Consider the following 25,852-nt stretch of genomic DNA (forward strand, 5'->3'; position numbering starts at 1 on the left):
TGAATGTAATAAACTCTGCGTCAGAACTCACGACGAAGGCCCGGTCCGCAGTGGACCGGGCCTTCGTGTTCAACGTGCGTGGAGACTAGGGGAATCGAACCCCTGACCTGAAGCTTGCAAAGCTACCGCTCTACCAACTGAGCTAAGTCCCCGGGTAGGTGGGTCAGTCGATGGTGTCCGTGGCGTCGCGCCACTTCTTCTTCTCGGCCTCGGCATCCTGGTACCGGCGCCAGGCAACGACACCGGCGGTGGCCGCGGCCGCGATGGCCAGCAGTTTCTTCATGGATTCCTCACGAGACGAGAGGGTGGGAGTGGGCGTACCAGGACTTGAACCTGGGACCTCTTCGTTATCAGCGAAGCGCTCTAACCGCCTGAGCTATACGCCCCCAGACCCGTTGGGCCGAGACACGACGATACCGTATCGCCGGGCACCTTCCCAAATCCGCGGGACCGTGCGAGCCCCGGGATCAGGCCTCGAACAGCCGCTGTCCGACGTACCCGCCGGGGGCCACCCCACCGGGTACCGCGAACAGTCCGGAGCCGGTGTGGCGGAGGTACTCGGCCATGGCATCGTTGCGTGCCATCGCCGTCTGCATCGGCACGTAGTGCGTCCGCGGGTCGGTGACGAACGCAAGGAACATCAGCCCGGCGTCGAGCTTGCCCAGCCCGTCCGAGCCGTCCGTGTAGTTGTACCCGCGCCGGAGCATCCGCACGCCGTCGTTCCGCGACGGATGAGCGATTGACACGTGGGACGTCCGCGCGACCAACGGCGCGCCATCGTTCCCGGCCCGCGTCAGGTCGGCCTCGGTGAACTCCGTGCCGCCGGAGAGTGGCGCCCCCTCGGTGCGGTCCCGCCCCACCACCTGCTCCTGCTCGCGCAGCGAGGTGCGATCCCAGGTCTCGATGTGCATTCGGATCCGCCGGGCGACGAGGTAGGTTCCACCGGCCATCCAGCCGGCGTCACCGCCCACCCACACGTGCTCGGCCAGCGAGTCCGACTCCTCGGCCTTGAGGTTGGCCGTGCCGTCCTTGAAACCGAACAGATTCCGCGGCGTCGCCTGTGCGGTGCTCGTCGAGGACGTGCGGCCGAAGCCGAGCTGCGACCAGCGCACGCTCACCGTGCCGAAGCCGATCCGCGCGAGGTTGCGGATCGCGTGCACGGCCACCTGCGGGTCGTCCGCGCATGCCTGCACGACGAGGTCCCCGCCCGTGCGCGCGGGCTCGAGCGCGTCCTTGGGGAAGTGCGGCAGGTCGATCAGTGCCGCGGGTCGGTGCTTCGCCAGGCCGAACCGGTCCTTGCCGTCCTTCGTGAACAGACCGGCGCCGAAGCCGATCGTGATGGTCAGGTTGGCCGCGTTCAGCCCGAGCGCCTCACCAGTGTCGGTGGGCGGGGAGTCGTACCCGGCGTCGGGCGTCAGAGAACCGCCGGCGGTCAGCGTCGCCGCGGCGTCCGTCCACTGCTGCAGCAGCGCGATCAGCTCGTCCCGCGAGTCAGTCTCGACGTCGAACGCAGCCAGATGCAGCCGGTCCTGCGCGGGCGTGACGATGCCGGCCTGATGCTCGCCGTGGAACGGGACGACGGACGCGACCGGAGCGGCAACCCGCGCTCGGTCCCCGCCGGACGCGACGGCGGCGACCGCGCCGACGGCCGCGGTGACCCCACCGGTACCGGCCAGGGCGAGGAAGGAGCGCCGACCGAGACGACTCACGACGAACCCAGCAGCGAGCGGGCCTCGACGAACGAACGCATCACGCGACGACGGCGCCGGTGAGCTTCGCGAGCGGCTCGCTCAGGGCGTCCACCCGGGTGGACAGGGCCTTCACCTGCGCCGGCGTCAGCGCGGTGTAGGAGACGAACCCGTCGCCCTTCCGATACCGGTCGAGCTCCTTCTGCAGCGCGTCGAACCGGGCGCTGATCGTGGTCGCCAGGGCCTTGTCCTTCGCCTCGAGCGCCGGTCGCAGGTTGGTGAAGGCGATCCGGGCGCCGTCGACGTTGGCCTGGAAGTCCCACAGGTCGGTGTGGGAGAAGGTCTCCTCCTCGCCTGTGATCTTTCCGGTGGCCACTTCGTCGAGCAGCTCCTTCGCGCCGTTGCCCAGCTGCGCGGGCGTCAGCTTCACGGACTTCGTCCGGGTGGCGAGTTCCTTCGTGTCCGCCATCAGCTGGTCCGCGACCTTGGTGCGCTGAGCGGCGGTCAGCGGGGTGTAGCCGGACGCGGGTGCCCACAGGTCCTTCTCCAGCCGGTGCCAGCCCGTCCACGTCTGGCCCTTCTCCAGGTCCGCCTCGCGGGCGTCCATCCGGGGGTCGAGATCGCCGAACGACTCGGCGACCGGCTCGATCCGCTCCCAGTGGCTGCGGGTGGACGCGTAGAGGTTGCGTGCGGCCGCGGTGTCCCCGGCCTTGACGGCGGTGACGAACGCTGTCGTCCCGGTGACCAGCTGCTCGGTCTGCTCCTTCACGTACGCCTGGTACTGCGTCGTGGCGGAGGTCAGCAGCTGCTGCGAGGAGGCGTCCGCGTACACCGGCTTGCCGGAGTCCGTCACGGTGAAGCCGGCACGGATGCCCTCGCCGCTCATGCCCGGCTTGCACGCCGTCCTGTAACTGCCCGCGGGGGCCTGCACGATGAGGTCGCGGCTCAGGCCCGGCCCGATGTTCTCGACCTCCCCGACGATCCGCACCCCGTCCTGCGCGAAGACGTAGAACTCGGTGACCTGGTTGCCCTGGTTGGACACGCGGAAGGTCACGTTGCCGCTGGGCGCCTGGGTCGCGGAGAGAGTGCACGCGTCGTCGGTGCTGGTGACGGTCACGGCACCGGCCTCGGCGCTACCGCCGGACGAGGCGGCCTGCGGAGTGTTCGAGGTGCAGCCCGTGAGCGCCAGGGCCGCCGAGGCGACCAGGGCAGCGACGGCGGGCAGGCCGAAGCGACGGAGAACGAGCGGCACGGATCAGGCTTCCTTCGCGACGGGCAGACCCGCACGGACGGTGCGGGAGCGGGCGACAGCGGGGCTGCTGCCCGAGGGGCGGCGGACCACGCGCAGGTAGATCGCCAACGTGATGCCGACGTAGAGCACCCACGCCACCGCCTGCAGCCACGTGGTCTCCGCGGAGAGGTTGAACACGCCCTTGAGCAGGGTGCCGTACCAGCTGGCCGGCGGGATGGCGGACGTCAGGTCGAACGCCAGCGCGTTCAGGCCCGGGAGGATGCGGGCCTCCTGCAGGTCGTGGATCCCGTAGGCGAGCACGCCACCGGCGATGACGATGAGCAGGGCCCCGGTCCAGCGGAAGAAGACGCCGAGGTTGAGCTTGATCGTGCCGCGCCCGATCAGCCAGCCGATGATGACGGCGGTGGCGATGCCGGCCAGAGAGCCGACGAGCGGTTGCCAGGTCTGGCCGGTGGACTGGGCCGCGGCCCAGAGGAACAGCGCGGTCTCGAGGCCTTCGCGCCCGACGGTGACGGCGGCGACGACGGCCACCGCCCAGCCGCCGGCCGTGGTGGCGGCGTCCATCCGGGTGGACAGCGTGCTGCCGAGGGTGCGAGCCGTGCGCGCCATCCAGAACACCATGCCGGTGACGAGGGCGACGGCGAGGATCGAGAGGCCGCCGCCGATGGCCTCCTGGGCCTCGAACGTCAGGCCCTGGGGGCCGAAGGTGAGGAAAGCACCGAAGGCGGCGCTGAGGACGACCGCGACGGCGACGCCGGCCCAGAGCCGGGGGATCAGGGCGGTCCGCCCGGTCCGGCGCAGGTACGCCAGCAGCAGCACGAGCAGCAGGGCTGCTTCCAGCCCCTCGCGCAGGCCGATCAGGTAGTTCCCGGTCACCGTGGTCTCCTCACCTCAACTCAGGTGAGCCTTACCTCACCCGAAAGCGAGACTAGACCGCCACGGGCACATTACACAACACGAAGCTTCCGTATTGCGTCAGCGCCGGTGGACAGGATGAGCAGGACCGGCCGCGCGGGCGGCCGGTCCAGCCTGATCAGTCGTCGGTGAGCGTGACGCCGATGCCGCCGACCAGCGTCGAGGTGATGTTGTACAGCACGGCCGCGAGCACGGACAGCGCGGTGAGCAGGAAGATGTTCGTCACGGCCACGACGGTCGCGAACGAGGCCACCTGGCCGAGCGAGGCGTAGGTGCGCAGGTCGAAGCTGTTGCTGCCGCCCACCTCCCCGAGCATCTGGTTGATCCGGGAGAAGATGCCGGTCAGGTCCAGCACGGTCCACAGCACGATCGAGGCGACCACGGTGATGATGCCGAGGGCCACGGACAGCAGGAACGCCATCTTCAGCACCGACCACGGGTCGATCTTGCTCACCAGCAGGCGGGCGCGACGCACCTTGGTCTTCTGCGGCGGGCGCACCAGCTTCGGCGCGGGCCGTGCGGCGCTCTCCCGGCCGTCCCGGCCGGACGTGGCCGCAGCGGCGGGGCGGGCGGCCGGCCGAGCGGTCTGCGTGCGGGCCGCGGACGACGGAGCCGCGGAGCGGACGCTGGTGCCGGTACGACCGGAGGTCGACGGGGCGCGATCGGGTCGGCTGGGCGCGCGACCGGTGGCGGTGTCGCGGACGCCGGCACTCTTGGCCTTCATCCGTTCCAGGGCATCCGACCGCTGGCCGGATCCGCCGCGGCCGTCACCGCTGGGCTTGTTGGAGCTCACTGCCTACCTCCGTCGTCGACGCTGCCGTCGGACGACGCATCGGCGGACGAGCCGTCCGCGCTGTCGCCGTCGTCGGGATCGGCGGTCGCGACCGCCTCGGATTGCTGGTCCAACGGTACTTCATCAGTACCCGCAGCTTTGGTCGGGACAGCCGTCCCGGCCGTGGTGTCGGCTCCGTCGACGGGCACCCCGTCGGCGGCCGCGACCTCCTCCTCGATCCGCGACTCGGAGGTCAGGGCGACGCCGATGATCCGGTCGTTCTTGTCCGGCTTGGCGAAGATGACGCCCATCGTGTCGCGGCCCTTGGCGGGAACACCGCTGACGGCGGAGCGGACGACCTTGCCGCGCTCCATGATGACGAGCACGTCGTCGTCCTCCTGCACGATGCCCGCGCCCACCAGCTCGCCGCGCTCCTCGACGACCTTGGCCACCTTGATGCCCAGGCCACCTCGGCCCTGCACGCGGTACTGGTCGACCGGGGTGCGCTTGGCGTAGCCGCCGTCGGTCACGACGAAGACGAAGGAGTCCTCGGTGACGACGTCTGCGGCGAGCAGCTCGTCGCCGTCGCGGAACTTCATGCCGGTGACGCCCGAGGTGGCGCGGCCCATCGGCCGCAGCGCCTCGTCCGTCGCGGCGAATCGCAGGGACTGGCCGTTGCGGGAGACGAGCAGGATGTCGTCCTCCTCGGAGACCAGCTTGGCCGAGACCAGCTCGTCCCCGTCGCGCAGGTTGATCGCGATGACGCCCGCGGCCCGATTCGTGTCGTAGTCCGCGAGCCGGGTCTTCTTGACCAGGCCGTTGCGGGTGGCGAGCACGAGATAGGGCGCCTGCGTGTAGTCCTTCAGCGCCAGCACCTGGGCGATCGTCTCGTCCGGCTGGAACGGCAGCAGGTTGGCCACGTGCTGGCCGCGCGCGTCACGGCCGCCCTCCACCAGGTCGTACGCCTTCGCCCGGTACACCCGGCCGAGGTTGGTGAAGAACAGCAACCAGTTGTGGGTGGTGGTGACGAAGAAGTGGTCGACCACGTCATCGGCGCGCAGCTGCGCCCCGCGCACGCCCTTCCCGCCGCGCTGCTGCGTGCGGTACTGGTCGGTGCGGGTGCGCTTGACGTACCCGCCCCGGGTGATGGTGACGACCATGTCCTCCTCGGGGATCAGGTCCTCCATGCTCATGTCGCCGTCGTAGCCGAGCATGATCTGGGTGCGCCGGTCGTCCCCGTGCCGGTCGACGATCTCCGCCAGCTCCTCGCTGACGATCCGCCGCTGCCGCTCCGGTGACTCGAGGATGGAGTGGTAGTCCGCGATCGCGGCCTCCAGCTCGGCGAACCGGTCCTGGATCTTCTGCCGTTCGAGGGCGGCGAGGCGGCGCAGCGGCATGTCGAGGATGGCCTGCGCCTGCAGCGCGTCGAGGGACAGCAGTTCGATCAGCCCGTTCCGGGCGTCCTCGACCGTGGACGAGCGCCGGATCAGGGCGATCACCTCGTCGAGCGCGTCCAGCGCCGCCAGCAGGCCGCGCAGGATGTGCGCCTCCTCCTCGGCCCTGCGCAGCCGGAACCGGGTGCGCCGGACGATGACATCCAGCTGGTGGGTGACCCAGTGCCGGATGAACGCGTCGAGCGAGAGCGTGCGCGGCACCCCGTCGACGATCGCCAGCATGTTCGCGGAGAAGTTCTCCTGCAGCGACGTGTGCTTGTACAGGTTGTTCAGCACGACCTTCGCGACCGCATCCCGCTTGAGCACGATGACCAGACGCTGGCCGGTGCGGCCCGAGGTCTCGTCCCGCAGGTCGGCGATGCCGGAGATCCGGCCGTCCTTGACCAGCTCGGCGATCTTGATCGCGAGGTTGTCCGGGTTGGCCTGGTAGGGCAGCTCGGTGACGACGAGGCAGGTGCGGCCCTGCAGTTCCTCGACGTTGACGACGGCGCGCATCGTGATGGACCCGCGGCCCGTGCGGTACGCGTCCTCGATGCCCTTGTGGCCCAGGATCTGGGCGTGCGTCGGGAAGTCCGGGCCCTTGATCCGCTTGAGCAACTCGGTGAGCAGCTCGTCCTTCGTGGCCTCGGGGTGCTCGAGGTACCACTGGACACCGTCGGCCACTTCCCGCAAGTTGTGGGGCGGGATGTTCGTGGCCATGCCGACGGCGATGCCGGAGGAGCCGTTGACCAGCAGGTTCGGGAAGCGCGCCGGCAGGACCGTCGGCTCCTGGTCGCGGCCGTCGTAGTTGTCCTGGAAGTCGACGGTCTCCTGCTCGATGTCCCGGACCAGGTCCATCGACAGGGGAGCCATCTTTGTCTCGGTGTACCGCGGGGCAGCCGCGCCGTCGTTGCCCGGGGAACCGAAGTTGCCCTGCCCGAGCGCGAGCGGGTAGCGCAGCGTCCAGTCCTGGATGAGCCGGACCAGGGCGTCGTAGATCGCCAGGTCACCGTGCGGGTGGTAGGTACCCATCACGTCGCCGACCACGCGGGCGCTCTTGCTGAACGCCCGGTCCGGCCGGTAGCCGCCGTCGTACATCGCGTAGAGGATGCGCCGGTGCACGGGCTTGAGGCCGTCACGCACGTCGGGCAGCGCGCGGCCGATGATGACGGCCATCGCGTAGTCCAGGTACGAGCGCTGCATCTCGGTCTGCAGGTCGACCTGCTCGACACGATCCGTCAGCACTTCGCCCTCGACCGGGGTCGGCTCCTCGATGCCCTCGGGGTTCTCCGGGGTCTCGTCGCTCATACTCGGGATCCTTCTTCTTCTACGTCTCTCGGCTCACGTGCGGACCGGTGCCGTGCAGGACGGCGGCTCGACGGTGACGGGTGCGGTGCGGGGATGACCGGCGGCGGTCAGCTGTCGGCGCCGGTCAGATGTCCAGGAAGCGGACGTCCTTGGCGTTCTGCTGGATGAACGCACGCCGGGAGTCGACGTCCTCGCCCATCAGCACCGCGAACACCTGGTCCGCCGCGGCGGCGTCGTCCATGGTCACCTGCAGCAGCGTGCGGTGGTCCGGGTCCATGGTGGTCTCCCACAACTCGGTGTAGTCCATCTCACCGAGACCCTTGTAGCGCTGGATGCCGTTGTCCTTCGGCATCCGGCGACCGTGGGAGAGACCGTCGGCGACGACGGCGTCCCGCTCCCGGTCGCTGTAGACGTAGTCGTGCGCGGCGTTGGACCACTTGATCTTGTACAGCGGGGGCTGCGCCAGGTAGACGTAGCCGTGCTCGATCAGGGGACGCATGTACCGGAACAGCAGGGTCAGCAGCAGCGTGGTGATGTGCTGGCCGTCCACGTCCGCATCGGCCATCAGCACGATCTTGTGGTACCGCGCCTTGGTGATGTCGAAGTCCTCCCCGATGCCGGCGCCGAACGCGGTGATCATCGACTGGACCTCGGCGTTGTTCAGCGCTTTGTCGAGCCGGGCCCGCTCGACGTTGAGGATCTTGCCGCGCAGGGGCAGCACCGCCTGGGTCATGGGATCCCGGCCGCGGACCGCGGACCCGCCCGCGGAGTCGCCCTCCACCATGTAGATCTCGCTCTTCGATGGGTCCTTCGACGAGCAGTCCTTGAGCTTGCCCGGCATGCCACCGGACTCGAGCAGCCCCTTGCGGCGGGTCGACTCGCGCGCCTTGCGGGCGGCGATGCGGGCCTGGGACGCCTGGATGGCCTTGCGGATCACGTCGCGGGCCGGGCCGGGATTGCGCTCGAACCAGTCGCCGAGCTGGTCGGAGACCACGCGCTGGACGAAGGTCTTCGCCTCGGAGTTGCCGAGCTTCGTCTTGGTCTGCCCCTCGAACTGCGGCTCGCCGAGCTTGATGGAGATGACGGCGGTCAGACCCTCGCGGATGTCGTCGCCGGTGAGGTTGTCGTCCTTCTCCCGCAGGATGTTCTTCTCGCGCGCGTAGCGGTTGACCAAGGTGGTCAGCGCCGCGCGGAAGCCCTCCTCGTGGGTGCCGCCCTCGTGGGTGTTGATCGTGTTGGCGTACGTGTGCACGCTCTCCGAGTACGCCGTGGTCCACTGCATCGCGAGCTCGAGGGCGATCTTGCGCTCCTTGTCCTCGGACTCGAACGCGATCACCTCGTCATTGATGACCTCGGTGCGCTTGGAGGAGTTGAGGAAGGTGACGTAGTCCAGCAGGCCCTTCTCGTACTGGTAGACGACCTCGCGGTGCTTCGCCTCGGCGGGCTCGGCCGACGCGTCCTCGGCCTCGGCGATCTCCTCGCCGGCCTCCTCCAGCGTCCGCTCGTCCGTGAGCGTGATCTTCAGGCCCTTGTTCAGGAAGGCCATCTGCTGGAAGCGGGCGCGAAGGGTCTCGAAGTCGAAGTCGACGCTCTCGAAGATCGAGTCGTCGGGGTAGAACGTCTGCGTGGTGCCGGTGGCATCGGTGACCTCGCCCTTGACCAGGTCGGTCCGGGGCTGACCACCGTCACCGAACGACTGGCGCCACACGTGACCCTGGCGGCGGACCTCGGTGTCCACCCGCCGGGAGAGGGCGTTGACGACGGAGATGCCCACGCCGTGCAGGCCGCCGGAGACGGCGTAGCCGGAGCCGCCGAACTTGCCGCCCGCGTGCAGGATGGTCATGACCACCTCGACGGTGGACTTCTTCTCGGTCGGGTGCATGTCGACGGGGATGCCACGGCCGTCGTCGACGACGCGGACGCCGCCGTCGGCCAGCAGCGTGACCTCGATGTGGGTGGCGTGACCGGCGAGGGCCTCGTCGACGGAGTTGTCGACCACCTCGTAGACCAGGTGGTGCAGACCGCGGGGACCGGTGGAGCCGATGTACATGCCGGGCCGCTTGCGCACGGCCTCGAGGCCCTCCAGGACGGTGATGTCACTGGCGCCGTACTGGCCGTCGGTGATCCCGGGGCGGGGCGACGGCGTGGTCGCGGGAGCGTCGTCCTGCACCGAGGTCGGGGTTGCGCCGTTCACCTCCGACGACGGCGACGCCGGGGACTCGGCCGGGAGATCCGTGGGCTGGGGCTGACTGGTTCCGTCGTCGGGAAGGTTCGCTGACACAGGCGCGTCCGGCTCCTCGTGATCGAGACGTGCGCGACGGCGGTAGCCGCGCGCACCATGACACGTGCCGTGGCGCGCCTCCAGAGGGAGGGCACAGGGGCTACCGCACGGTAACCTTCCGGCACACGTTGACCATTCTACTGTGTGGTTGGGGCGGGAACGCGCTCATCATGCCCTGGGCACAATTCTTTGCCGGATCTGGCCGATCAACAGAGGTCCGGACGGGGCCGTCCTCGTCCGCCGGGGTCCCAGACGCTCTCTCGGCGGATTTCGGCGTCCGCCGAATTCGGCTCCTGCGGTCACCCGTATGTGTCGCGCGGACCGCGGCCCTGCACGGTCCGGGGACCCTTCCGCCAGCTCGGCGCCGTGGGTCCGGAGACCTTGATCGCGGTCAGGATACCGGCGCCGATCTCCGCGTCGAACCGGGCCAGCAAGGTCGGCACGAGCAGCCGCACCTGGGTGGCCCAGGCCGTCGAATCGCACACGACGTGCAGCGTCGTCTCCCGGAATGCGTCGGGGTGGCAGTGGGCGGCGATGTCCGGGCCGACGATCTGCGGCCAGCGGCCGATCACCGATCCCACCGACACCGGCGTGCTCCAGCCCCGGTCCTTGACCATCCGGTCCACGACCGAGCCCAGGTTCAGCGGATCCCGGCCGGTACGGCGGCGGGACGCACCCGTGCGAGCGGCCGCGCGGTCCGCACTGCGGCGCAGGGCCGCAGCGGAGCGGACGCGCCGTTCGCCACGGGCCTCCGCGGCGGCGCGGGCCCGCAGGAGGGCGGCCGCGGCCGCGTCGATGGCCTCCTCCGGCGCGCTCTGGCCGACGCCGGATTCGTTCACGGCCGGAGTGTTCCCGGATGCCGTCGCATCACGCCCACCGGCCGGACCGGCCGCAGGCGTCGGTTCGGCTGCCCCGGCGGGCGTGGTCGCCGCACCGCGGGGACGAGACCTCCCGCTGTCGGCCCGGGGACTCATGCCGCCTCCACGACCCCGGCCCCGACCCGCAGCTGCCGGTCGATGAGGCTCGCGGGGATGTCCTCGACGACGGCCGCGGTGATGAGCACCTGTTCGGCGTCGGCGGCGATGGCGGCCAGCCGGTTGCGGCGGTCGGCGTCGAGCTCGGCGAACACGTCGTCGAGGAGGAGGATCGGCTCCCCACCCTCGGTCAGGGCGTCCTCGCGCAGCAGTTCGTACGCCGCCAGCCGCAGGGAGAGCGCCACCGACCAGGACTCGCCGTGGGAGGCGTATCCCTTGGCCGGCGCCTGCCCGAGGACGAGTTCGACGTCGTCGCGGTGGGGTCCGGTCAGCGTCAACGCGCGTTCCCGGTCCCGGTTCTGCCCGGCCTCGAGCGCGTCGAGGAAGGCGCGCCGGATGGTCTCGGTGTCCAGGCCCGCCAGGTCGGACCCCGCGTCCGCGAGGCCGGCCGAGCCGGGCGGGAGCACGTCGTCGCCGTCGTCCTGCCCGTGGCCGACCACGGTGCTGCGGTACCGCGCCGTCAGCTCCTTGCTCCCGTCGGTGAGCCGCCGGTACGCGTCGGCCAGGTGCGGAGCGAGCCGTTCGAGCAGCGTCACGCGCGCCTGGAGCAGCTGGGCACCGGTGGCCGCGAGGTGCTCGTTCCACACCTGCAGCGTGGCCCGGTGGTTCTCGGTGAAGCGCCCGGCCGCCCGCGCCGACTTGAGCAGGGCGTTGCGCTGCTTGAGCACCCGGTCGTACTCCGCCCGCAGGGTGGCCTGGGACGGGAAGAGCGTCGCGGTCAGCTCGTCGAGGAACCGCCGACGGCTGCCCGGGTCTCCCTTGACCAGCTCGAGGTCCTCCGGCGCGAACAGCACCGTGCGGCACAGGCCGAGCGCGTCCCGGGCACGGACCGGGTTGGCCCGGTTGATCCGCACCCGGTTGCCGCCGCGGGCGTTGATCTCCATCTCCAGGCTCAGCTGCTGCGTCCGGCGCACCAGGCGGGCCCGCACGAGCGCCTGGTCGGCGCCGAACCGGATCAACGGGGCGTCCTGGCTGACCCGGTGCGAGCCGAGGGTCGCGAGATAGCCGACGGCCTCGACGATGTTGGTCTTGCCGAGTCCGTTGGCGCCGACGAAGACGGTGACGCCGGGCTCGAGGGTCAGGTCGAGCTGGGCGTAGGTGCGGAAGTCGGTGAGGGAGAGAGCCGCGAGGTGCACGTCGTCAGCTCGGGCCCGCCGCCGTCGACGGATCGGTCCCGGTGTTCTCGCTGCCCGGGCTCGGGGTGCCCGAGCCCTCGATGCGCTGCCCGGCGGGCCGCACGGCGTGGCCACCGAACTGGTTGCGCAGGGCGGCGACGGCCTTCATCGCGGGGGAGTCGTCCTGCCGGGACACGAACCGGGCGAACACGGCGGCGGTGATCGCGGGGGCGGCGACCTCGTTGGCGATCGCCTCTTCCACGGTCCAGCGCCCCTCGCCCGAGTCCTCGACGTAGCCGGAGATCTTCTCCAGTCCCGGGTCGTCGTTCAGCGCCCGGACCATCAGGTCCAGCAGCCAGGACCGGATGACGGTGCCCTTCTGCCACGCGCGGAACGTGCCGGTGACGTCGGAGACGATGCTCTTCTTGGCCAGCAGTTCGTAGCCCTCGGCGAGGGACTGCATCACGCCGTACTCGATGCCGTTGTGGACCATCTTGGCGTAGTGGCCGGAGCCGACCGCGCCGACGTGCACGAAGCTCTCCTCGCGGGGGCCCTCGGGGCGGAGCGCGTCGAACACCGGCATCAGGGTGGCGATCTCCTCGTCGGTGCCGCCGGCCATCATGCCGTAGCCGTTCTCGAGGCCCCAGACACCACCGGAGACACCGACGTCGACGAAGCCGATGCCGCGCTCGGCGGCGTGGTCGGCATGGGCCTGGTCGTCCGTGAAGCGGGAGTTGCCGCCGTCGATGAGGATGTCACCGGAGTCGAGCTTGCCGACGAGTTCGTCGACCACGTCCGCCGTGATCTTGCCGGCCGGCAGCATCAGCCACACGACGCGGGGTGACGGCAGCGCCGCCACGAGGGCGTCCGTGTCGGGAACGTCCGTGACGTCGGGATTGCGGTCGTACCCGGTGACCTCCACGCCACCGCGACGCAGCCGCTCCCGCATGTTGAAGCCCATCTTGCCGAGCCCGATCATGCCGATGTGCATCGTGTCCGTCCCTTCCGTCGGTTCCCTGGGTCTGTCCCCGCGCCGGGTCGGTGCCGGCTCAGCGCAGTCGCGTCACTGGTTGGGCAGCGTCACTGGTTCGGCAGGCGAACTGGCATCAGCAGGTACCGGTAGTCGTCCTGCTCGTCGCCCTCGGACTCCTGCTGGGCCGAGATGACCGCCGGCTTGGGCGGGGTGGTGAAGGAGAACCGCACGTACTCGGTCCCGAACGCGTTCAGGCCCTCGCTGAGATAGTGCGGGTTGAACGCGACGGTGATCGGATCGCCCGTCAGGTTCGCCTCGATGGCCTCGGACGCCTGCGCGTCCTCACCGGTGCCGGCATCCAGGGACAGCGTGCCCTCGGTGAAGGCCATCCGGATGGGGGTGTTGCGCTCGGCGACGAGGGCGACGCGGCGGACGGCCTCCACCAGATCGGCGGTGCGCACGGAGGCGTGGATGGGCGTCACGTCGGGGAACAGCGAGCGGATCTTCGGGTAGTCGCCGTCCACGAGCAACGATGTGGTGCGGCGGCCGCCGCTCTCGAAGCCGATCAGCTCGTTGGCGTCGGAGAGCGCGATCGACAGGTCCCCACCGGAGCCGAGGGTCTTGGCGACCTCGCTCAGGGTGCGGGCCTTGACCAGCACGCTGGTGGACAGGCCGGCACTGTTCGGCCGCCAGGTCAGCTCGCGCATGGCCAGCCGGTACCGGTCGGTGGCGAGCAGCGTCATCGTCTCGCCCTCGAACTCGATCCGTACGCCGGTGAGAATCGGCAGGGTGTCGTCGCGGCTCGCGGCGATGATCACCTGCGAGACGGCCTGCGCGAACGCACCACCGTCGACGACGCCGCCGATCGGGGGCAGAGCCGGCAGCTCCGGGTAGTCGTTCTCCGGCATCGTCGCCAGGTTGAACCGGGAGTTGCGGCAGCTGAGAGTGATCTTCGCGCCGTCGGTGGCGATCTCGACCGGCGCGGAGGGCAGGCTGCGGCAGATGTCCGCGAGCAGGCGACCCGAGACGAGCACGGTGCCTTCCTCGGCGACGTCCGCGGCGAACTGCAGATTCGCGGAGATCTCGTAGTCGAAGCTCGAGAGGCTCACGGCTCCGGACTCGGCCTTGAGCAGGAGCCCCGAGAGGACCGGGACCGGCGGACGGGGGGACAACGAGCGTGCGGTCCAGGTGACAGCCTCGGCGAGGACATCCCGGTCAACGGAGAACTTCACGGAGAATGCATCCGCCTTTCAGCGTTGTCATGTCGGGAGCCCACGGTTCCCGGTGCGGCAGGTCGATCCCGTCGCGGCAGCCTGACGGCCGGGACGGTGTCCGGGGACAGCTTAGCGAAGGGTCGACGGGACGGGCACCGGCCTGCCCGAAGGATGCTCGCAGGGCGTTGGTCCGTGGGGCGGTCGGGAAGATGTTCTCGGAAGAACCTCATGAATTTCTAGGATTCGTAGAGGTATTAACAGCTGTGGATCCTGTGGAGAAGCGGCGTCGAGGCCGGTCGCACGCCGAATCGGGGTGTGGACGAGCTGTGGTCGGCGACGGGGCGCACCGTCCCTCACCGGTGGACGACGAGGGAGGGCGGTTTCCGCGTCCACATCCAGGGGGCAGGTTCTTCGACCGGTTGTCCACGGCCGGCACCCGGTTCTGCACAGCGTTGTCCACAGGCGTGGAAAACAGCAGGATGCTGATGAAACGACGAACGCCCGGGCGCATCGGCACCCGGGCGTCCGTCGATGTGAGGGACATCGCGGCGGAGATCAGCCGTCGCGCTGCGTCTGCTTGATCAGGTTGGTCAGCTCGGTCACCTGGTTGTAGATGTGCCGACGCTCGGCCATCAGCTGCCGGATCTTCCGGTCCGCGTGGATGACCGTCGTGTGGTCGCGGCCGCCGAGCTCCTGCCCGATCTTCGGCAGGGACATGTCCGTGAGCTCACGGCACAGGTACATGGCGATCTGCCGGGCGGTCACCAGGGTGCGGGTGCGCGACTTGCTGCACAGCTCCTCCTGGCTCAGATGGAAGTAGGCCGCGGTCTGTCCGAGGATCGTGGCGGAGGTGATCTCCTTCGCCCCGTCCTCGGTGATCAGATCCTTGAGCACGATCTCCGCGAGCGGCAGATCCACCGGTTGCTTGTTCAGCGACGCGAACGCGGTGACGCGGATCAGGGCGCCCTCCAGCTCGCGGATGTTGGTGGAGATCCGCGACGCGATGTACTCGAGGACGTCGTCGGGCGCCTTGAGCCCCTCGAGGATCGCCTTCTTCCGCAGGATCGCGATCCTGGTCTCCAGCTCGGGCATGGTCACGTCGGTGATCAGGCCCCACTCGAAGCGCGACCGCATGCGTTCCTCGAACCCGGTCAGCTGCTTGGGCGGCAGGTCCGAGGTGATGACGACCTGCTTGTCGTGGTTGTGCAGGGCGTTGAAGGTGTGGAAGAACTCCTCCTGCGTGTGCTCCTTGCCCGCGAGGAACTGGATGTCGTCGATGAGCAGGATGTCCACGCTGCGGTAGAGCTGCTTGAAGCTGGTGCCCTCGTCGTCGCGGATGGAGTTGATGAAGTCGTTGGTGAACTCCTCGGAGTTCACGTACCGCACCCGGATGCCCTGGTAGAGCCGTCGGGCGTAGTGACCGATGGCGTGCAGCAGGTGGGTCTTGCCGAGGCCCGAGTCCCCGTAGATGAAGAGCGGGTTGTACGCCTTGGCCGGCGCCTCGGCGACCGCGACCGCCGCCGCGTGGGCGAACCGGTTGGACTGGCCGATGACGAAGGCGTCGAAGATGTACTTCGGATTCAGCCGGCCCATGTCCGGGGCGTCGACGTCGGCGGGCGGCATCGAGCGACTGGGCGCACGGTTCGAGGTCGCGGGGGCGGGAGCCGGGTCGGGAGCACGCGCCGGCTCCGGTTCGGCCCGCGGGGCCTCGGGCGGGGACATCTCGGTGTCGATGACCACCGCGGCCTGCATCTCCTGGCCCAGCTCGGCCCGCAGGGCGTCGGTGAGCGGCTGGTGCAGGTTGTTCTGGAAGACGTCGCGCGTGGTCTCGTTCGGCACCGAGATGATCAGGGTGTTGCCGAACATCCCCTGCGGCTGGACCAGCGGGAGGTAGCCGCGGTGACGGCCGCTGACCCGGCGGTCGTCCTCCAGGGCCGCGACCACACGTCGCCAGGATGTACCGAGGTCATCCGTATCGTCCTGGCTCATGCGGCCGATCCTCCTGAAAGACGTGCGTCGTGGTGCTGCTGATGGGCGCTGTTGCGGCGCGCGGCGCCGGGTGTGCAGACCGATGCTCCGGGGGCGCGGGGACGCTGTCAACGGTCACGCGATCCGGCGTCCATTGTCCACCACGTTTCCGATGCCACCGTAATCCACAGGGTTGTCCACCGCGTGTGGACAATCACGTCCGGTCCTCGTCGGGCGGGCCGGTCCAGGCGCGGGGCCATGCGGAATCGGCTGCTCGCGCGCCTGTGGACGGAGAATGAGAACCCCCGGCACCGCGGCCTGTGGGCGGCCTGGACGGCGGCGAGCCGGTTTGACGCCGTGCGACGCGTCCACTAGCGTTGGATGGTCCTGTGTGACCACAGTTCGTGCTGTTCTCGATCGCCCGAGCCGGCCCGTGTCGCCCCGCGAGGGAAGCTGACCGGATCGCGTCTCGTCGACCCGACGAGGGCACGGACCCCGGGTCGCCGCACACCGCGCCGGATCTGCTTTCCCCTCGTTCGACTCGGCGCCGAATGAAGCTTTGGAGTGAACACCGTGACCAAGCGGACTTTCCAGCCGAACAACCGTCGTCGGGCCCGGAAGCACGGCTTCCGTGCTCGCATGCGGACGCGTGCCGGTCGCGCGATCCTGAACGCCCGTCGCGCCAAGGGCCGCACCGAGCTCTCCGCCTGATCCGGATCACGCCTCGCGCTGACTCCGCGCCGCCGGCGGTGTGCTGATGTTCCCGGCCGATCGGCGTCTGAAGACCCCGGCCGACTTCACCACGGTGATCCGTGGTGGGCACAAGGCTGCCCGGCGAAGCGTCGTCCTCCACCTCCGGCGTCCGGAAGCGGCCCAGCCGGGGCGTGCGGGGCTGATCGTCTCCCGGGCCGTCGGCAATGCCGTCACCCGCAATCTCGTCAAGCGCCGGCTCCGGTCGTTGATCAGCAGCCACTGGTCCGACGACCCGGACGCCGACGTCGTCGTGCGCGCCCTCCCGGCGGCCGCCCAGGTGAGCTGGGACGAGCTGGCCGAGGACGTCGATCGCGCCTGGCGGCGTGCCGCCCGGGACCGGCGATGACGGCCCGACCGGCCCCGGCGTCGGGCTCAGCACGCGTCGCGACGGCCCTGCGCTCCGGTGTCCGGGCGATCGTCTCGGTGCCGCGGTGGATCCTGATGGGACTGCTGATCGGGTGGCGCACCGTGATCTCGCCCCTCTACGGACCGGTGTGCCGGTTCTATCCCAGCTGTTCCGCCTATGCTTTGGAAGCAGTGACGGTGCACGGCGCCGTGCGCGGCTCCTGGCTCACCGTCCGGCGTCTGGTGCGCTGCAATCCCTTCCACCGCGGTGGAGTGGATCACGTGCCCCACGGGGAGCGGAGCTGGCCCGAGGGCCACACGCCCCGCATCGTCGTGCTCAACCATCCCCCGATCCCCGCCGATCAGGACGGGCCGGATGCGACATCCCCGATCGAGCACCGCCATCGCGCGGCTTGAGGAGAGAAAGCTGAATGTTCGACTTCTTTGACATGATCCTGACGCCGTTCCGGTGGATCGTGTCGGTGATCCTGATCGGCTTCCACGAGGCGTTCAACTTCATCGGCATCTCCGACGCCTCGGGATGGAACTGGACGCTGTCGATCATCGGCCTCGTCATCGTCATCCGCGGCGCCCTGATCCCCTTGTTCGTCAAGCAGATCAAGGCGCAGCGCGGCATGCAGGAGCTGCAGCCCGAACTGCTCGCCCTGCAGAAGAAGTACAAGGGCAAGACCGATCAGCTCTCCCGCCAGGCCATGGCGCAGGAGCAGATGGCCCTGTACAAGAAGCACGGGACCAACCCGTTCTCGGCGTGCCTGCCGCTCATCGTGCAGATGCCGTTCTTCTTCTCCCTGTTCACGGTGCTCAATGGCATCGGCCACGCGGCGCAGAACAACAGCCACATCGGTGCGCTCAACCCGGAGCAGGTCCAGCAGTTCAACGCCGCCACCATCTTCGGTGCGCCGCTGTCCTCGACGTTCCTGAACAACGGCGGCAACGCGACCGTCATCGTGCTCAGCGTGATCATGATCCTGGCGATGACGGCGTCGCAGTTCATCACGCAGCGGCAGATCATGTCGAAGAACATGTCCGAGCAGGCGCTGGCCAGCCCCTTCATGCGCCAGCAGCGCATGCTGATGTACGTCCTGCCGCTCGTCTTCGCCGTCGGCGGTATCAACTTCCCCATCGGCGTCCTCATCTACTGGACGGCCACGAACGTGTGGACGATGGTCCAGCAGTTCGTCGTCATCCGGAACATGCCCACGCCCGGCTCGCCCGCCTACCGCGCCTGGCAGGAGCGCCAGCGGGCCCGCGGCAAGCTCGAGCCCACCAAGAAGACGCCCGGTGCGACGGTCGCGACGGCCGAGGCGGAGACCCTGCCTCGCGTTCCGCAGCGGACCCAGCCGCAGCGGAAGAACAGGAGAAAGCGATGAACGCCGACAGCGTGACGGAGCCGCAGGCCCCCTCGGCCCCCGACGAGGCCACGACGGACACCGTCGACGAGAACACCGCTGACGCCACGACCGACGCGACTGCCGAGTCCTCCTCCGACGAGGATTCCGCGGAGACCTCCGAAGGGGCGGACGCCCCCGCCGAGGAGGGTGGGTCCACGACCCGCCGGCGCCTCGAGGAGGAGGGCGACGTCGCCGCCGACTACCTGGAGGAACTGCTCGACATCGCCGACATCGACGGCGACATCGACATCGAGGTCCGCGCCGGCCGCACCCACCTGTCCATCGTCAGCGACGGGGACAACGCCCCCCTCGAGGCGCTCGTGGGCCGTGACGGCGCCGTGCTGGACGCGCTGCAGGAACTGGTCCGGCTGGCGGTCCTCGCCTCGACCGACACCCGCAGCCGACTGGTGCTCGACATCAACGGTTACCGCGGTGATCGCGCCTCCGTGCTGCAGCGCCTGGCCGAGGAGGCAGTGACCCGGGCGCGGGACACCCGCGACGCCGTCGCGTTGAAGCCGATGAGCGCCTACGAGCGCAAGATCGTGCACGACGCGATCGCCGAGCTCGGGATGATCAGCGAGTCCGAGGGCGAGGGCGCCTCCCGTCACGTCGTGGTGTCGCTGCCCGAGCAGTGACCGGATCCGCCGACCGGCGCACAGCCGCCGCCCCGACCGCCGTCCCGAGTGCGCCCCCGGCGCCGACGGCGGAGGAAGCGCGTGCCGCCGCGCAGGTGTTCGGCTCGCACCTCGAGCTCGCAGAGCGCTACGTCGTTCACCTGGCCACGTCCGGGATCGAGCGAGGACTGCTCGGCCCGCGGGAGGTCCCGCGACTGTGGGAGCGGCACGTGCTCAACTGCGCCGTCCTCGGCGAGCTGATTCCCGCCGACCTGCACGTCGCGGACATCGGCAGCGGTGCCGGCCTGCCCGGCGTCGCCCTGGCCATCGCACGACCGGACCTGCGCATCGAGCTGATCGAACCGCTCGAACGGCGGGTGCGGTGGCTCGGCGAGGTGATCGAGGACCTGGGGCTGACGCAGGTGAGCGTGCACCGTGACCGCGCCGAGAACGTCGCGGAGACCATCGACGTCGACGTCGTCACCTCTCGGGCGGTCTCCGCCCTGACCACGCTCGTGCCGTGGAGCATGCCGCTGCTGCACGGGTCCGGCCGGATGCTGGCGATCAAGGGCCGCAGTGCCACGGAGGAGATCGTCAAGGCCGAGAAGGCGATCCGCCGCGCCGGCGGAGCGAATCCCCGGGTGCTCACCGCGGGCGAGGGCCTGCTGCCGGTGCCGACCACCGTGGTGTCCGTCGACGCTGTTCCCGGACGGGCTCCGTCCACGCGCGCGGGGCGATGACCCCCCGCTTCCCCGGGGCGGGGTCGCGGCACCGTTAGGCTGGAAGCCGACCGCAACGAGGAGAGCGAGCACGTGAGCAGTACCGAGTCGGGGCAGCGCGTCCCCACCTTCGCGTCGTTGAGTTCATTCCTCACCGGCCGTCGCCAGGCGTCCGACCGCCACCCCGAGCAGAGGACCCGCGTGCAGACATCGGAGACCACGGCGGCTGAGGCCGAGACGACGGAGGCGGCGGTCGAGACCGCGCCGGAAACGGCGACCGCTCCGGCCGACGCAGTCAAGGCGTCGACGGCGGCCAGCGACTCGACCGGTTCCCCCGACACGGCTGGCGCCGCGGCGGAACCGACCGTCGACGCGACCCCCGCAGCAGAGCCCACGTCGGCCGACCCGGCTTCCGTAGACCCCGACGCCGCCGCTGCCGAATCCGACGAGGCCGATCGGCCGACGTCGTCCTCCGATGCGTCAACGGACGGATCGACCGGTGAGGACGCCGCCGATGCCATCACCCCGGTAGCCACCGATACCCCGGCCGCACCTGCGGCGGCGGCTCCGGCAGCGGCTCCGTCGCCCGCCACGGACGAGAGCACCCCGCTCGCCCGTCAGCTGGCGAACGAGAACCGTCGCCGCGAGCGGCTGAAGGCGAAGGACATCAAGCGCCCGCCGGCCACTCGTTACCTCACGGTGAGCAACCAGAAGGGCGGCGTCGGCAAGACGACGACGGCGGTCAACATCGCCGCGGCACTGGCGCGCGCGGGGCTGAACGTCCTGGTCGTGGACATCGACCCCCAGGGCAACGCCTCCACTGCGCTCGGCATCCCCCACTCGGCCGACGTCGACAGCATCTACGACGTGCTGCTCGACGACGTGCCCCTGGCGGACGTGCTCGTGCCCTGCCCCGACATCGAGAACCTGCTGTGCGCGCCGGCGACCATCCACCTGGCCGGTGCCGAGATCGAGCTCGTATCGCTGGTGGCGCGGGAGCAGCGGTTGCGCCGCGCGCTGGACCAGTACGAGACCCACCGGGCGGACAGCGGCCAGGAGCGGCTCGACTACGTCATCATCGACTGCCCGCCCAGCCTGGGGCTGCTCACGGTCAACGCTTTCGTCGCCGCCCGCGAGGTGGTGATCCCCATCCAGTGCGAGTACTACGCGCTCGAGGGCCTGAGCCAGCTGCTCAACAACATCTCGATGATCCAGAAGCACCTCAACGCGAACCTCAAGGTCTCGACCATCCTGCTGACGATGTACGACGGCCGCACCAACCTGGCCGCGCAGGTGGCTGCCGAGGTGCGCGAGCACTTCCCGCACGAGGTGCTCGACGCCGTGATCCCGCGTTCGGTGCGGATCTCCGAGGCACCCAGCTACCAGCAGACGGTCATCACGTACGACCCCTCCTCCTCCGGTGCGCTGTCCTACCAGGAAGCGGCGACGGAGATCAACGAGCGTTCCGCTTCCTCCTGATCGCCTTCCGCCCGCCGCGAGGTTGCTGAACCTCCTGCTCCCCAGGAGGGCGCCGCGCCGGCTCTCGTGAGACGTCGCCCTGGATGGGTCGAGGCAGAGTGCCGTGGTGTCGGTGGTCATGAATGCCTGATTGTCGGTGCGACCGGTCGCTGCGGTGGCTACCGGTGGCGTTCGCGGCTTTGATGGGATCCCTGAAAACCGCGACCATCGATGCTGCTCGAGGTTGTTGATCAACTGTCTTCACTTGATCTTCGTGATCCCGCAGCATGCCAGCGCAGGAAGTCGTGCGGACAGCGGACAGGTGGCGCAGCGGGCGGCCCGGGATCCTGAACACTAGACTGAGTCGGTACGTTTCAGGGCGGTAGGACAGGACGGCACACATGGCGGAACGGCGACGAGGCCTCGGACGCGGGTTGGGTGCGCTCATCCCTTCGACACCACAGGAGGACGCGGGCGCAGCTCCGGCGACCGCCGACGCGGCGGACCTCCCGACGACGACGGAGGAGCCCACCAGCACGACCGCTCAGGCGTCGGTCACGGTGGACGACGACGACCGCGCTGATGCCCCAGTGTCGGGGCCGGCCGCAGCCGAGAAGACGACGACCCGTTCGGCGTCATCGAAGGCCGCTGATCGTCGACGCACTCCCCCGAGGAGTCACGCGCCGGCCGAGGACGCGGCGCCGCCGGCAGTGGACGACAATTCGGCTTCCACAACGCGGGGCGAGGCGCCGCGGGGCGGAACCTCTCGACCGAAGCGCCCCGTGGATATCTTCTTCGACGGTGCACCGACCCGTGCCCGTGCGGACGAGGACCAGGCGAACGAGAACGAGGCAGACGACCCGTCCGCCGCCGCAAGGTCGGGGAAGTCACCTAACCGACGCGGTCGGCGTGCCGTCTCGGCCGAGGCGATGGAGAACGCGCTGGCCCGAGGCAGTCGAGCGGGTCGCTCGCTCGGTCCGCGCACAACCGCGCCGGAAGAAGACATTGCGTCGGAAACGAACGACGACGACGAGGACACGACGTCCGCTTCTCCCTCCACATCCGTGGACGCGCGCGACGATCGTTCCCCGGCACTGTCCACATCTGTGGACAACGTCGGGGAAAGCGTGCAGGACACGGAGACCGAGGTTTCACGTGAAACGCTCGTCGAGGTCCCGGGTGCCGTGTTCGCGGAGATCCCCGTCGGAGAGATCGAACCCAACGCGCGCCAGCCTCGCTCCGTGTTCGACGAGGACGAGATGGGTGAACTCGTCCACTCCATCCGGACGATCGGGGTGCTGCAGCCGATCGTGGTGCGGCGCCGCACGACCGGAACCGGTTATGAGCTGGTGATGGGCGAGCGTCGGTGGCGTGCAACCCAGCGGGCCGGGTTGGACACGATCCCTGCCATCGTGCGCACTACCGACGACACCGACATGCTGCGCGACGCGCTCCTCGAGAACCTGCATCGCAGTCAACTGAATCCACTTGAAGAAGCTGCCGCTTACCAGCAGTTGCTCGACGACTTCGCTACGACGCACGAAGAGCTGGCCACGCGGATCGGCCGGTCGCGTCCGCAGATCTCGAACACGCTTCGTCTGCTGCAGCTGCCTCCGCTGGTCCAGCGTCGGGTTGCAGCTGGTGTGCTGTCCGCCGGCCATGCGCGGGCGCTGCTGTCGCTCGCGGACGCCGCGGAGATCGAGAAGCTGGCTCAGCGCATCGTGGCCGAGGGCATGTCCGTGCGAGCGACCGAGGAAGCCGTGGCACTGTCGGACGGATTGAAGCGAGCCCCTCGAGCGTCGAGCCCGAGGAACTCCGTGCGTCATGAGCGTCTGGACTACCTCGCGACATCGCTCTCCGACTACCTGGACACCAGCGTCAAGGTGAGCCTGGGGGCGCGCAAGGGGAAGGTCAGCATCGAGTTCGGTAGTGTCGAGGATCTGAACCGCATCATCGACATGATCAGCCCGGACGTTCGCCAGTAGTCTGCATCACCACGGAAGGTCCTGTTTCACGTGAAACTGGACCTTCTTCGTATCCAGGTGGGTTGGGGGTGGCCTCAATTCGATACGATCGTTGGCGGTACCGGCTGAAGGCCGAGCACGGCGCACGGTCCAGGAGCGTTGTTTGCGCGGTTCATCGATCGTTTCCGTATCTGTCCTTGACGCTGTTGCCACAGAGCTTATTGGTCGACTTGGGGTTCATGACCGCGCCAGCCGCCGCCAAGCGCCTCGGCGTTTCACGTGAAACCGTCACGATGACCCAACGGATCGTCATGGTTGATGCTCCGATGAGGCACCGCCCGCGTGTCTGCTGCGCCGGCCACAGACCAGTGCCAATGATCGATGACGTAGTGCAGCGAGTGCTGGGGGCGCATGTGCAGACTCCGGTCGGTTTCACGTGAAACATGACGGTTCAACCAGGCGCGGGGGCTGTCGGCTCTGCTTGAGCGCCAGGGGTGTCGCGATGGCATCAGCACTCTTCTGACCAGACGCTTCTTGGTCGCGCCCTTGGCCCGTGTGGGTAGCGCGTCGAGCCGAGCATACTGGCGGAATCGGGGTGTTACCGCGACTGCCAAAGGACGCGGGTTCCTTCGAAAACCAGGTGGATGATCGTTGCGGCCGCCGCACGCCAGTGATGGCGTCAAACTTACGGTCGGCGGACGACTTGCAGACGTGATGGACATACCGCCGACGTGTGTCGACAGCCGTGATCGGGCCGCTGGTTCTTGTCAGAGTTCGGTCAATGAGGCGGTGCGGTCGCTGTCCATCGCACGGTTTCCCGCGGAGGTGGCCGTCCTGGTTATCCGACCTATCGCCGAGATGCTCCTGAAGCTCGCCGCTGTGCCCTGATCACGTCGAGCTTCGCCGCTGATCGCACAATGGGTCGCGATCCGCTGGTGTGCTGAGCCTGGATGTGGCGTGGCAGGCGCCGTGAGTGAGCCCGGTAGTGTGTTTCACGTGAAACGTCGATAGTCAGCCAGTTCAAACCCCGATCATCGATTCAAGGAGGACGCCGCGGTCGGTTTCACGTGAAACCGAGCACACGCCCCGTCTGTTCAGGGAATCGGTCCTCGGCACGCTATAGCCGACGGCCAGGCCGTTCGTGCCGACGCCCAGCTGCCCGGATGTCGTCGGACCCTAGCCGTGGTGCGGGAAGCGGTCCGAGGCCACTTCCCGATATCGATCGCCACGTCGACGCGAGGACTCGTGCACATGAGGGCCGAATGGCCTGCTTGAGTGTAGCGGTGTCGGAGGCAGCCGACATGAATGCCGGCGAGTGGGCAGCGCCCACTGATAGCTGCCGGCCGCGCGCTGCACACGGGCAGCTCTTTCCGGTGCCAGGCGGCCGCATCGAATCTCCCGGCAGGCCGGGCTGTCCCCGAATCCTCGGCGCCTTGACCTCTCCATCGCGCGATGACGAGATGACCACGCTTCGCCACTCGGCCTTGCTCCCATCAGCAGACCATCCAGCTTGTTCAGGACGATGGCGAACATGCGTAGGTGCCACGCGCTGTACCCGACCGTCGACTTCGCAGCGTGTTTCACGTGAAACACCGTGCGCCTCTCGCACACGGTGCACCGTCGGTGACGGCCCATGGACCGAAGCGGGGTCGTGCATTGGTGGGCAAGTCGAGCGCAAGATTCTCGAGGCGCCGGCGGCCCAGGGCAAGGTCACGCGCGCAGCGGCCGACGGCTTGATACCGGCCGATCAAGCTCGTCGTTCGTCAGGACACATGACGGTCGGCAGGGTGACGGGCGTACAGCTCGTCATTATGGGACCGTCACGAGCAGCGTACGACACAGCCGGGCGACCGCCGATGAATCCCGCGTACCGGCCACGCTCGCATCGACTCACGGTGACACCGGCCTCATCGAGTGAATCATCCCCGGCTGTCGGTTCCAGCCGACGGCAGGAGAACTCAGGCCTTACGGTGGGCCGAGGACGGCGGACGAGGACATCAGTGTTCGAACACCGCGCGACCTGAGAGTCGATGACGCCGGCCAATCGTTGCCGTCACCGTCAATCGGCTAGTGCACAGGCCAAGAGCGCCAGAATAAAGCGATCTCAGTTGATCGACAGCGCCATGGTGAATTGTGGAGAGATCGGGACCCGTGGCCGCCGGAAGGCCTGACACAGCAGAAGGGGCGGAGTCCGTCGGACCCCGCCCCCTCGTCATGCTCCAGCGGTCCCTGGTCGCGATGACCTGAACCGACCGAGTGTGTCAGCCGAGGAACTCGGCGAACGCCTGCTCGAAGTGCTGCTTCGGACGGGCGCCGATGCTGGTGGCCGCCACGTCGCCATCCTTGAAGACGTAGACCGCGGGGATCGAGGTGATGCCGTACTTCGAGGCGACACCGGGGTTGTCGTCGACGTTGACCTTGACGACCTCGACCTTCCCCTGGTGCTCCTCGGCGATCTGATCGAGGATCGGCGAGAGCATGCGGCACGGACCGCACCACTCTGCCCAGAAGTCCACGATCACCGGCTTGTCCGCCTGCAGGACGTCGGCCTGGAAGCTGCTATCGGTGACCTCTTTGGCGTTGCTCATGGTGCCTCCTCGTGTGAGTGTCGCGGTGATCGGTGCCGGCTGTGTC

At 69.0% G+C, this 25,852-nt stretch carries 21 protein-coding genes and 2 tRNA genes; 8 read left to right on the forward strand and 15 right to left on the reverse strand.

What is annotated here, in order from left to right:
• Positions 1-79: 79 nt before the first annotated feature.
• The 14 genes from BGP79_RS07185 to dnaA form a co-directional block, all read right to left on the reverse strand.
• Positions 80-152: transfer RNA gene (locus tag BGP79_RS07185), tRNA-Ala, on the reverse strand.
• 11 nt (positions 153-163) lie between these two features.
• Positions 164-283, reverse strand: coding sequence for a DLW-39 family protein (locus BGP79_RS16915; protein ID WP_233121247.1), 120 nt, complete (start codon positions 281-283; stop codon positions 164-166).
• A 29-nt stretch (positions 284-312) separates the two neighbouring features.
• Positions 313-386, reverse strand: a tRNA-Ile gene (locus tag BGP79_RS07190).
• A gap of 81 nt (positions 387-467) precedes the next feature.
• Complete coding sequence (gene efeB / locus BGP79_RS07195; protein WP_076694161.1) at positions 468-1,709, reverse strand: iron uptake transporter deferrochelatase/peroxidase subunit; 1,242 nt, start codon at positions 1,707-1,709, stop codon at positions 468-470.
• Positions 1,710-1,749: 40 nt separating this feature from the next.
• Positions 1,750-2,940: an iron uptake system protein EfeO gene (gene efeO / locus BGP79_RS07200; RefSeq protein ID WP_083701669.1), complete on the reverse strand. Its 1,191-nt coding sequence runs from the start codon at positions 2,938-2,940 to the stop codon at positions 1,750-1,752.
• Positions 2,941-2,943: 3 nt separating this feature from the next.
• Positions 2,944-3,816 carry an iron uptake transporter permease EfeU gene (gene efeU / locus BGP79_RS07205; RefSeq protein ID WP_076694163.1) on the reverse strand — a complete coding sequence of 291 codons (873 nt, stop codon included), beginning with the start codon at positions 3,814-3,816 and terminating at the stop codon, positions 2,944-2,946.
• 157 nt (positions 3,817-3,973) lie between these two features.
• Positions 3,974-4,648, reverse strand: a complete 675-nt coding sequence (locus BGP79_RS07210; protein ID WP_233121249.1) for a DUF3566 domain-containing protein — start codon at positions 4,646-4,648, stop codon at positions 3,974-3,976.
• Positions 4,645-7,368: a DNA gyrase subunit A gene (gene gyrA, locus BGP79_RS07215; RefSeq protein WP_076694165.1), complete on the reverse strand. Its 2,724-nt coding sequence runs from the start codon at positions 7,366-7,368 to the stop codon at positions 4,645-4,647. The genes BGP79_RS07210 and gyrA overlap by 4 nt, the downstream gene beginning before the upstream one ends.
• A gap of 124 nt (positions 7,369-7,492) precedes the next feature.
• Complete coding sequence (gyrB, locus tag BGP79_RS07220) at positions 7,493-9,538, reverse strand: DNA topoisomerase (ATP-hydrolyzing) subunit B (RefSeq protein WP_076694720.1); 2,046 nt, start codon at positions 9,536-9,538, stop codon at positions 7,493-7,495.
• A gap of 410 nt (positions 9,539-9,948) precedes the next feature.
• On the reverse strand, positions 9,949-10,488 hold the full coding sequence (locus tag BGP79_RS07225) for a DUF721 domain-containing protein (protein ID WP_076694167.1): 540 nt from the start codon (positions 10,486-10,488) through the stop codon (positions 9,949-9,951).
• A gap of 131 nt (positions 10,489-10,619) precedes the next feature.
• Entirely contained in the window at positions 10,620-11,819 is a 1,200-nt protein-coding gene (recF, locus tag BGP79_RS07230) for a DNA replication/repair protein RecF (protein ID WP_076694169.1), read from the reverse strand.
• A 4-nt stretch (positions 11,820-11,823) separates the two neighbouring features.
• Positions 11,824-12,789 (reverse strand): phosphogluconate dehydrogenase (NAD(+)-dependent, decarboxylating), encoded by a 966-nt coding sequence (gene gnd / locus BGP79_RS07235; RefSeq protein WP_083701671.1) that lies wholly within the window; start codon positions 12,787-12,789, stop codon positions 11,824-11,826.
• 89 nt (positions 12,790-12,878) lie between these two features.
• Positions 12,879-14,003 carry a DNA polymerase III subunit beta gene (gene dnaN, locus BGP79_RS07240; RefSeq protein WP_076694171.1) on the reverse strand — a complete coding sequence of 375 codons (1,125 nt, stop codon included), beginning with the start codon at positions 14,001-14,003 and terminating at the stop codon, positions 12,879-12,881.
• A gap of 537 nt (positions 14,004-14,540) precedes the next feature.
• Positions 14,541-15,974, reverse strand: a complete 1,434-nt coding sequence (gene dnaA, locus BGP79_RS07245; RefSeq protein ID WP_076694173.1) for a chromosomal replication initiator protein DnaA — start codon at positions 15,972-15,974, stop codon at positions 14,541-14,543.
• A gap of 552 nt (positions 15,975-16,526) precedes the next feature.
• Between dnaA and rpmH the strand changes: the two genes are divergently transcribed.
• The 8 genes from rpmH (at position 16,527) to BGP79_RS07285 (ending at position 23,239) form a co-directional block, all read left to right on the forward strand.
• Positions 16,527-16,664 (forward strand): 50S ribosomal protein L34, encoded by a 138-nt coding sequence (rpmH, locus tag BGP79_RS07250; RefSeq protein WP_076694722.1) that lies wholly within the window; start codon positions 16,527-16,529, stop codon positions 16,662-16,664.
• A 46-nt stretch (positions 16,665-16,710) separates the two neighbouring features.
• Positions 16,711-17,052 (forward strand): ribonuclease P protein component, encoded by a 342-nt coding sequence (rnpA, locus tag BGP79_RS07255; protein WP_076694724.1) that lies wholly within the window; start codon positions 16,711-16,713, stop codon positions 17,050-17,052.
• The gene (gene yidD / locus BGP79_RS07260; RefSeq protein ID WP_076694175.1) at positions 17,049-17,468 is read left to right on the forward strand and encodes a membrane protein insertion efficiency factor YidD; all 420 of its coding nucleotides are present in this window, start codon (positions 17,049-17,051) and stop codon (positions 17,466-17,468) included. Before rnpA ends, yidD begins: the two co-directional genes overlap by 4 nt.
• Positions 17,469-17,482: 14 nt before the next feature.
• Positions 17,483-18,442 carry a membrane protein insertase YidC gene (gene yidC, locus BGP79_RS07265; RefSeq protein ID WP_076694177.1) on the forward strand — a complete coding sequence of 320 codons (960 nt, stop codon included), beginning with the start codon at positions 17,483-17,485 and terminating at the stop codon, positions 18,440-18,442.
• Entirely contained in the window at positions 18,439-19,098 is a 660-nt protein-coding gene (locus BGP79_RS07270; protein ID WP_083701672.1) for a R3H domain-containing nucleic acid-binding protein, read from the forward strand. Before yidC ends, BGP79_RS07270 begins: the two co-directional genes overlap by 4 nt.
• Positions 19,099-19,193: 95 nt before the next feature.
• Positions 19,194-19,817 carry a 16S rRNA (guanine(527)-N(7))-methyltransferase RsmG gene (gene rsmG / locus BGP79_RS07275; RefSeq protein ID WP_076694725.1) on the forward strand — a complete coding sequence of 208 codons (624 nt, stop codon included), beginning with the start codon at positions 19,194-19,196 and terminating at the stop codon, positions 19,815-19,817.
• A 600-nt stretch (positions 19,818-20,417) separates the two neighbouring features.
• Positions 20,418-21,275: a ParA family protein gene (locus BGP79_RS07280; protein WP_076694727.1), complete on the forward strand. Its 858-nt coding sequence runs from the start codon at positions 20,418-20,420 to the stop codon at positions 21,273-21,275.
• A 761-nt stretch (positions 21,276-22,036) separates the two neighbouring features.
• Complete coding sequence (locus BGP79_RS07285; protein ID WP_369800179.1) at positions 22,037-23,239, forward strand: ParB/RepB/Spo0J family partition protein; 1,203 nt, start codon at positions 22,037-22,039, stop codon at positions 23,237-23,239.
• A 2,240-nt stretch (positions 23,240-25,479) separates the two neighbouring features.
• Here the strand turns inward: BGP79_RS07285 and trxA are convergent.
• Positions 25,480-25,806, reverse strand: coding sequence for a thioredoxin (gene trxA, locus BGP79_RS07290; RefSeq protein WP_076694179.1), 327 nt, complete (start codon positions 25,804-25,806; stop codon positions 25,480-25,482).
• Positions 25,807-25,852: the final 46 nt, after the last annotated feature.

Origin of the sequence: Tersicoccus sp. Bi-70, assembly GCF_001968825.1 — a bacterium.
In the GTDB taxonomy this organism is placed as follows: domain Bacteria; phylum Actinomycetota; class Actinomycetes; order Actinomycetales; family Micrococcaceae; genus Tersicoccus.

Bases quoted from the DNA above. Each gene is read 5' to 3' on its own strand.
- BGP79_RS16915 (WP_233121247.1), bottom strand. From the start codon at position 283: ATGAAGAAACTGCTGGCCATCGCGGCCGCGGCCACCGCCGGTGTCGTT.
- gyrA (WP_076694165.1), bottom strand. From the start codon at position 7,368: ATGAGCGACGAGACCCCGGAGAACCCCGAGGGCATCGAGGAGCCGACC.
- gnd (WP_083701671.1), bottom strand. From the start codon at position 12,789: ATGCACATCGGCATGATCGGGCTCGGCAAGATGGGCTTCAACATGCGG.
- dnaA (WP_076694173.1), bottom strand. From the start codon at position 15,974: ATGAGCCAGGACGATACGGATGACCTCGGTACATCCTGGCGACGTGTG.
- rnpA (WP_076694724.1), top strand. From the start codon at position 16,711: ATGTTCCCGGCCGATCGGCGTCTGAAGACCCCGGCCGACTTCACCACG.
- yidD (WP_076694175.1), top strand. From the start codon at position 17,049: ATGACGGCCCGACCGGCCCCGGCGTCGGGCTCAGCACGCGTCGCGACG.
- yidC (WP_076694177.1), top strand. From the start codon at position 17,483: ATGTTCGACTTCTTTGACATGATCCTGACGCCGTTCCGGTGGATCGTG.
- BGP79_RS07270 (WP_083701672.1), top strand. From the start codon at position 18,439: ATGAACGCCGACAGCGTGACGGAGCCGCAGGCCCCCTCGGCCCCCGAC.
- trxA (WP_076694179.1), bottom strand. From the start codon at position 25,806: ATGAGCAACGCCAAAGAGGTCACCGATAGCAGCTTCCAGGCCGACGTC.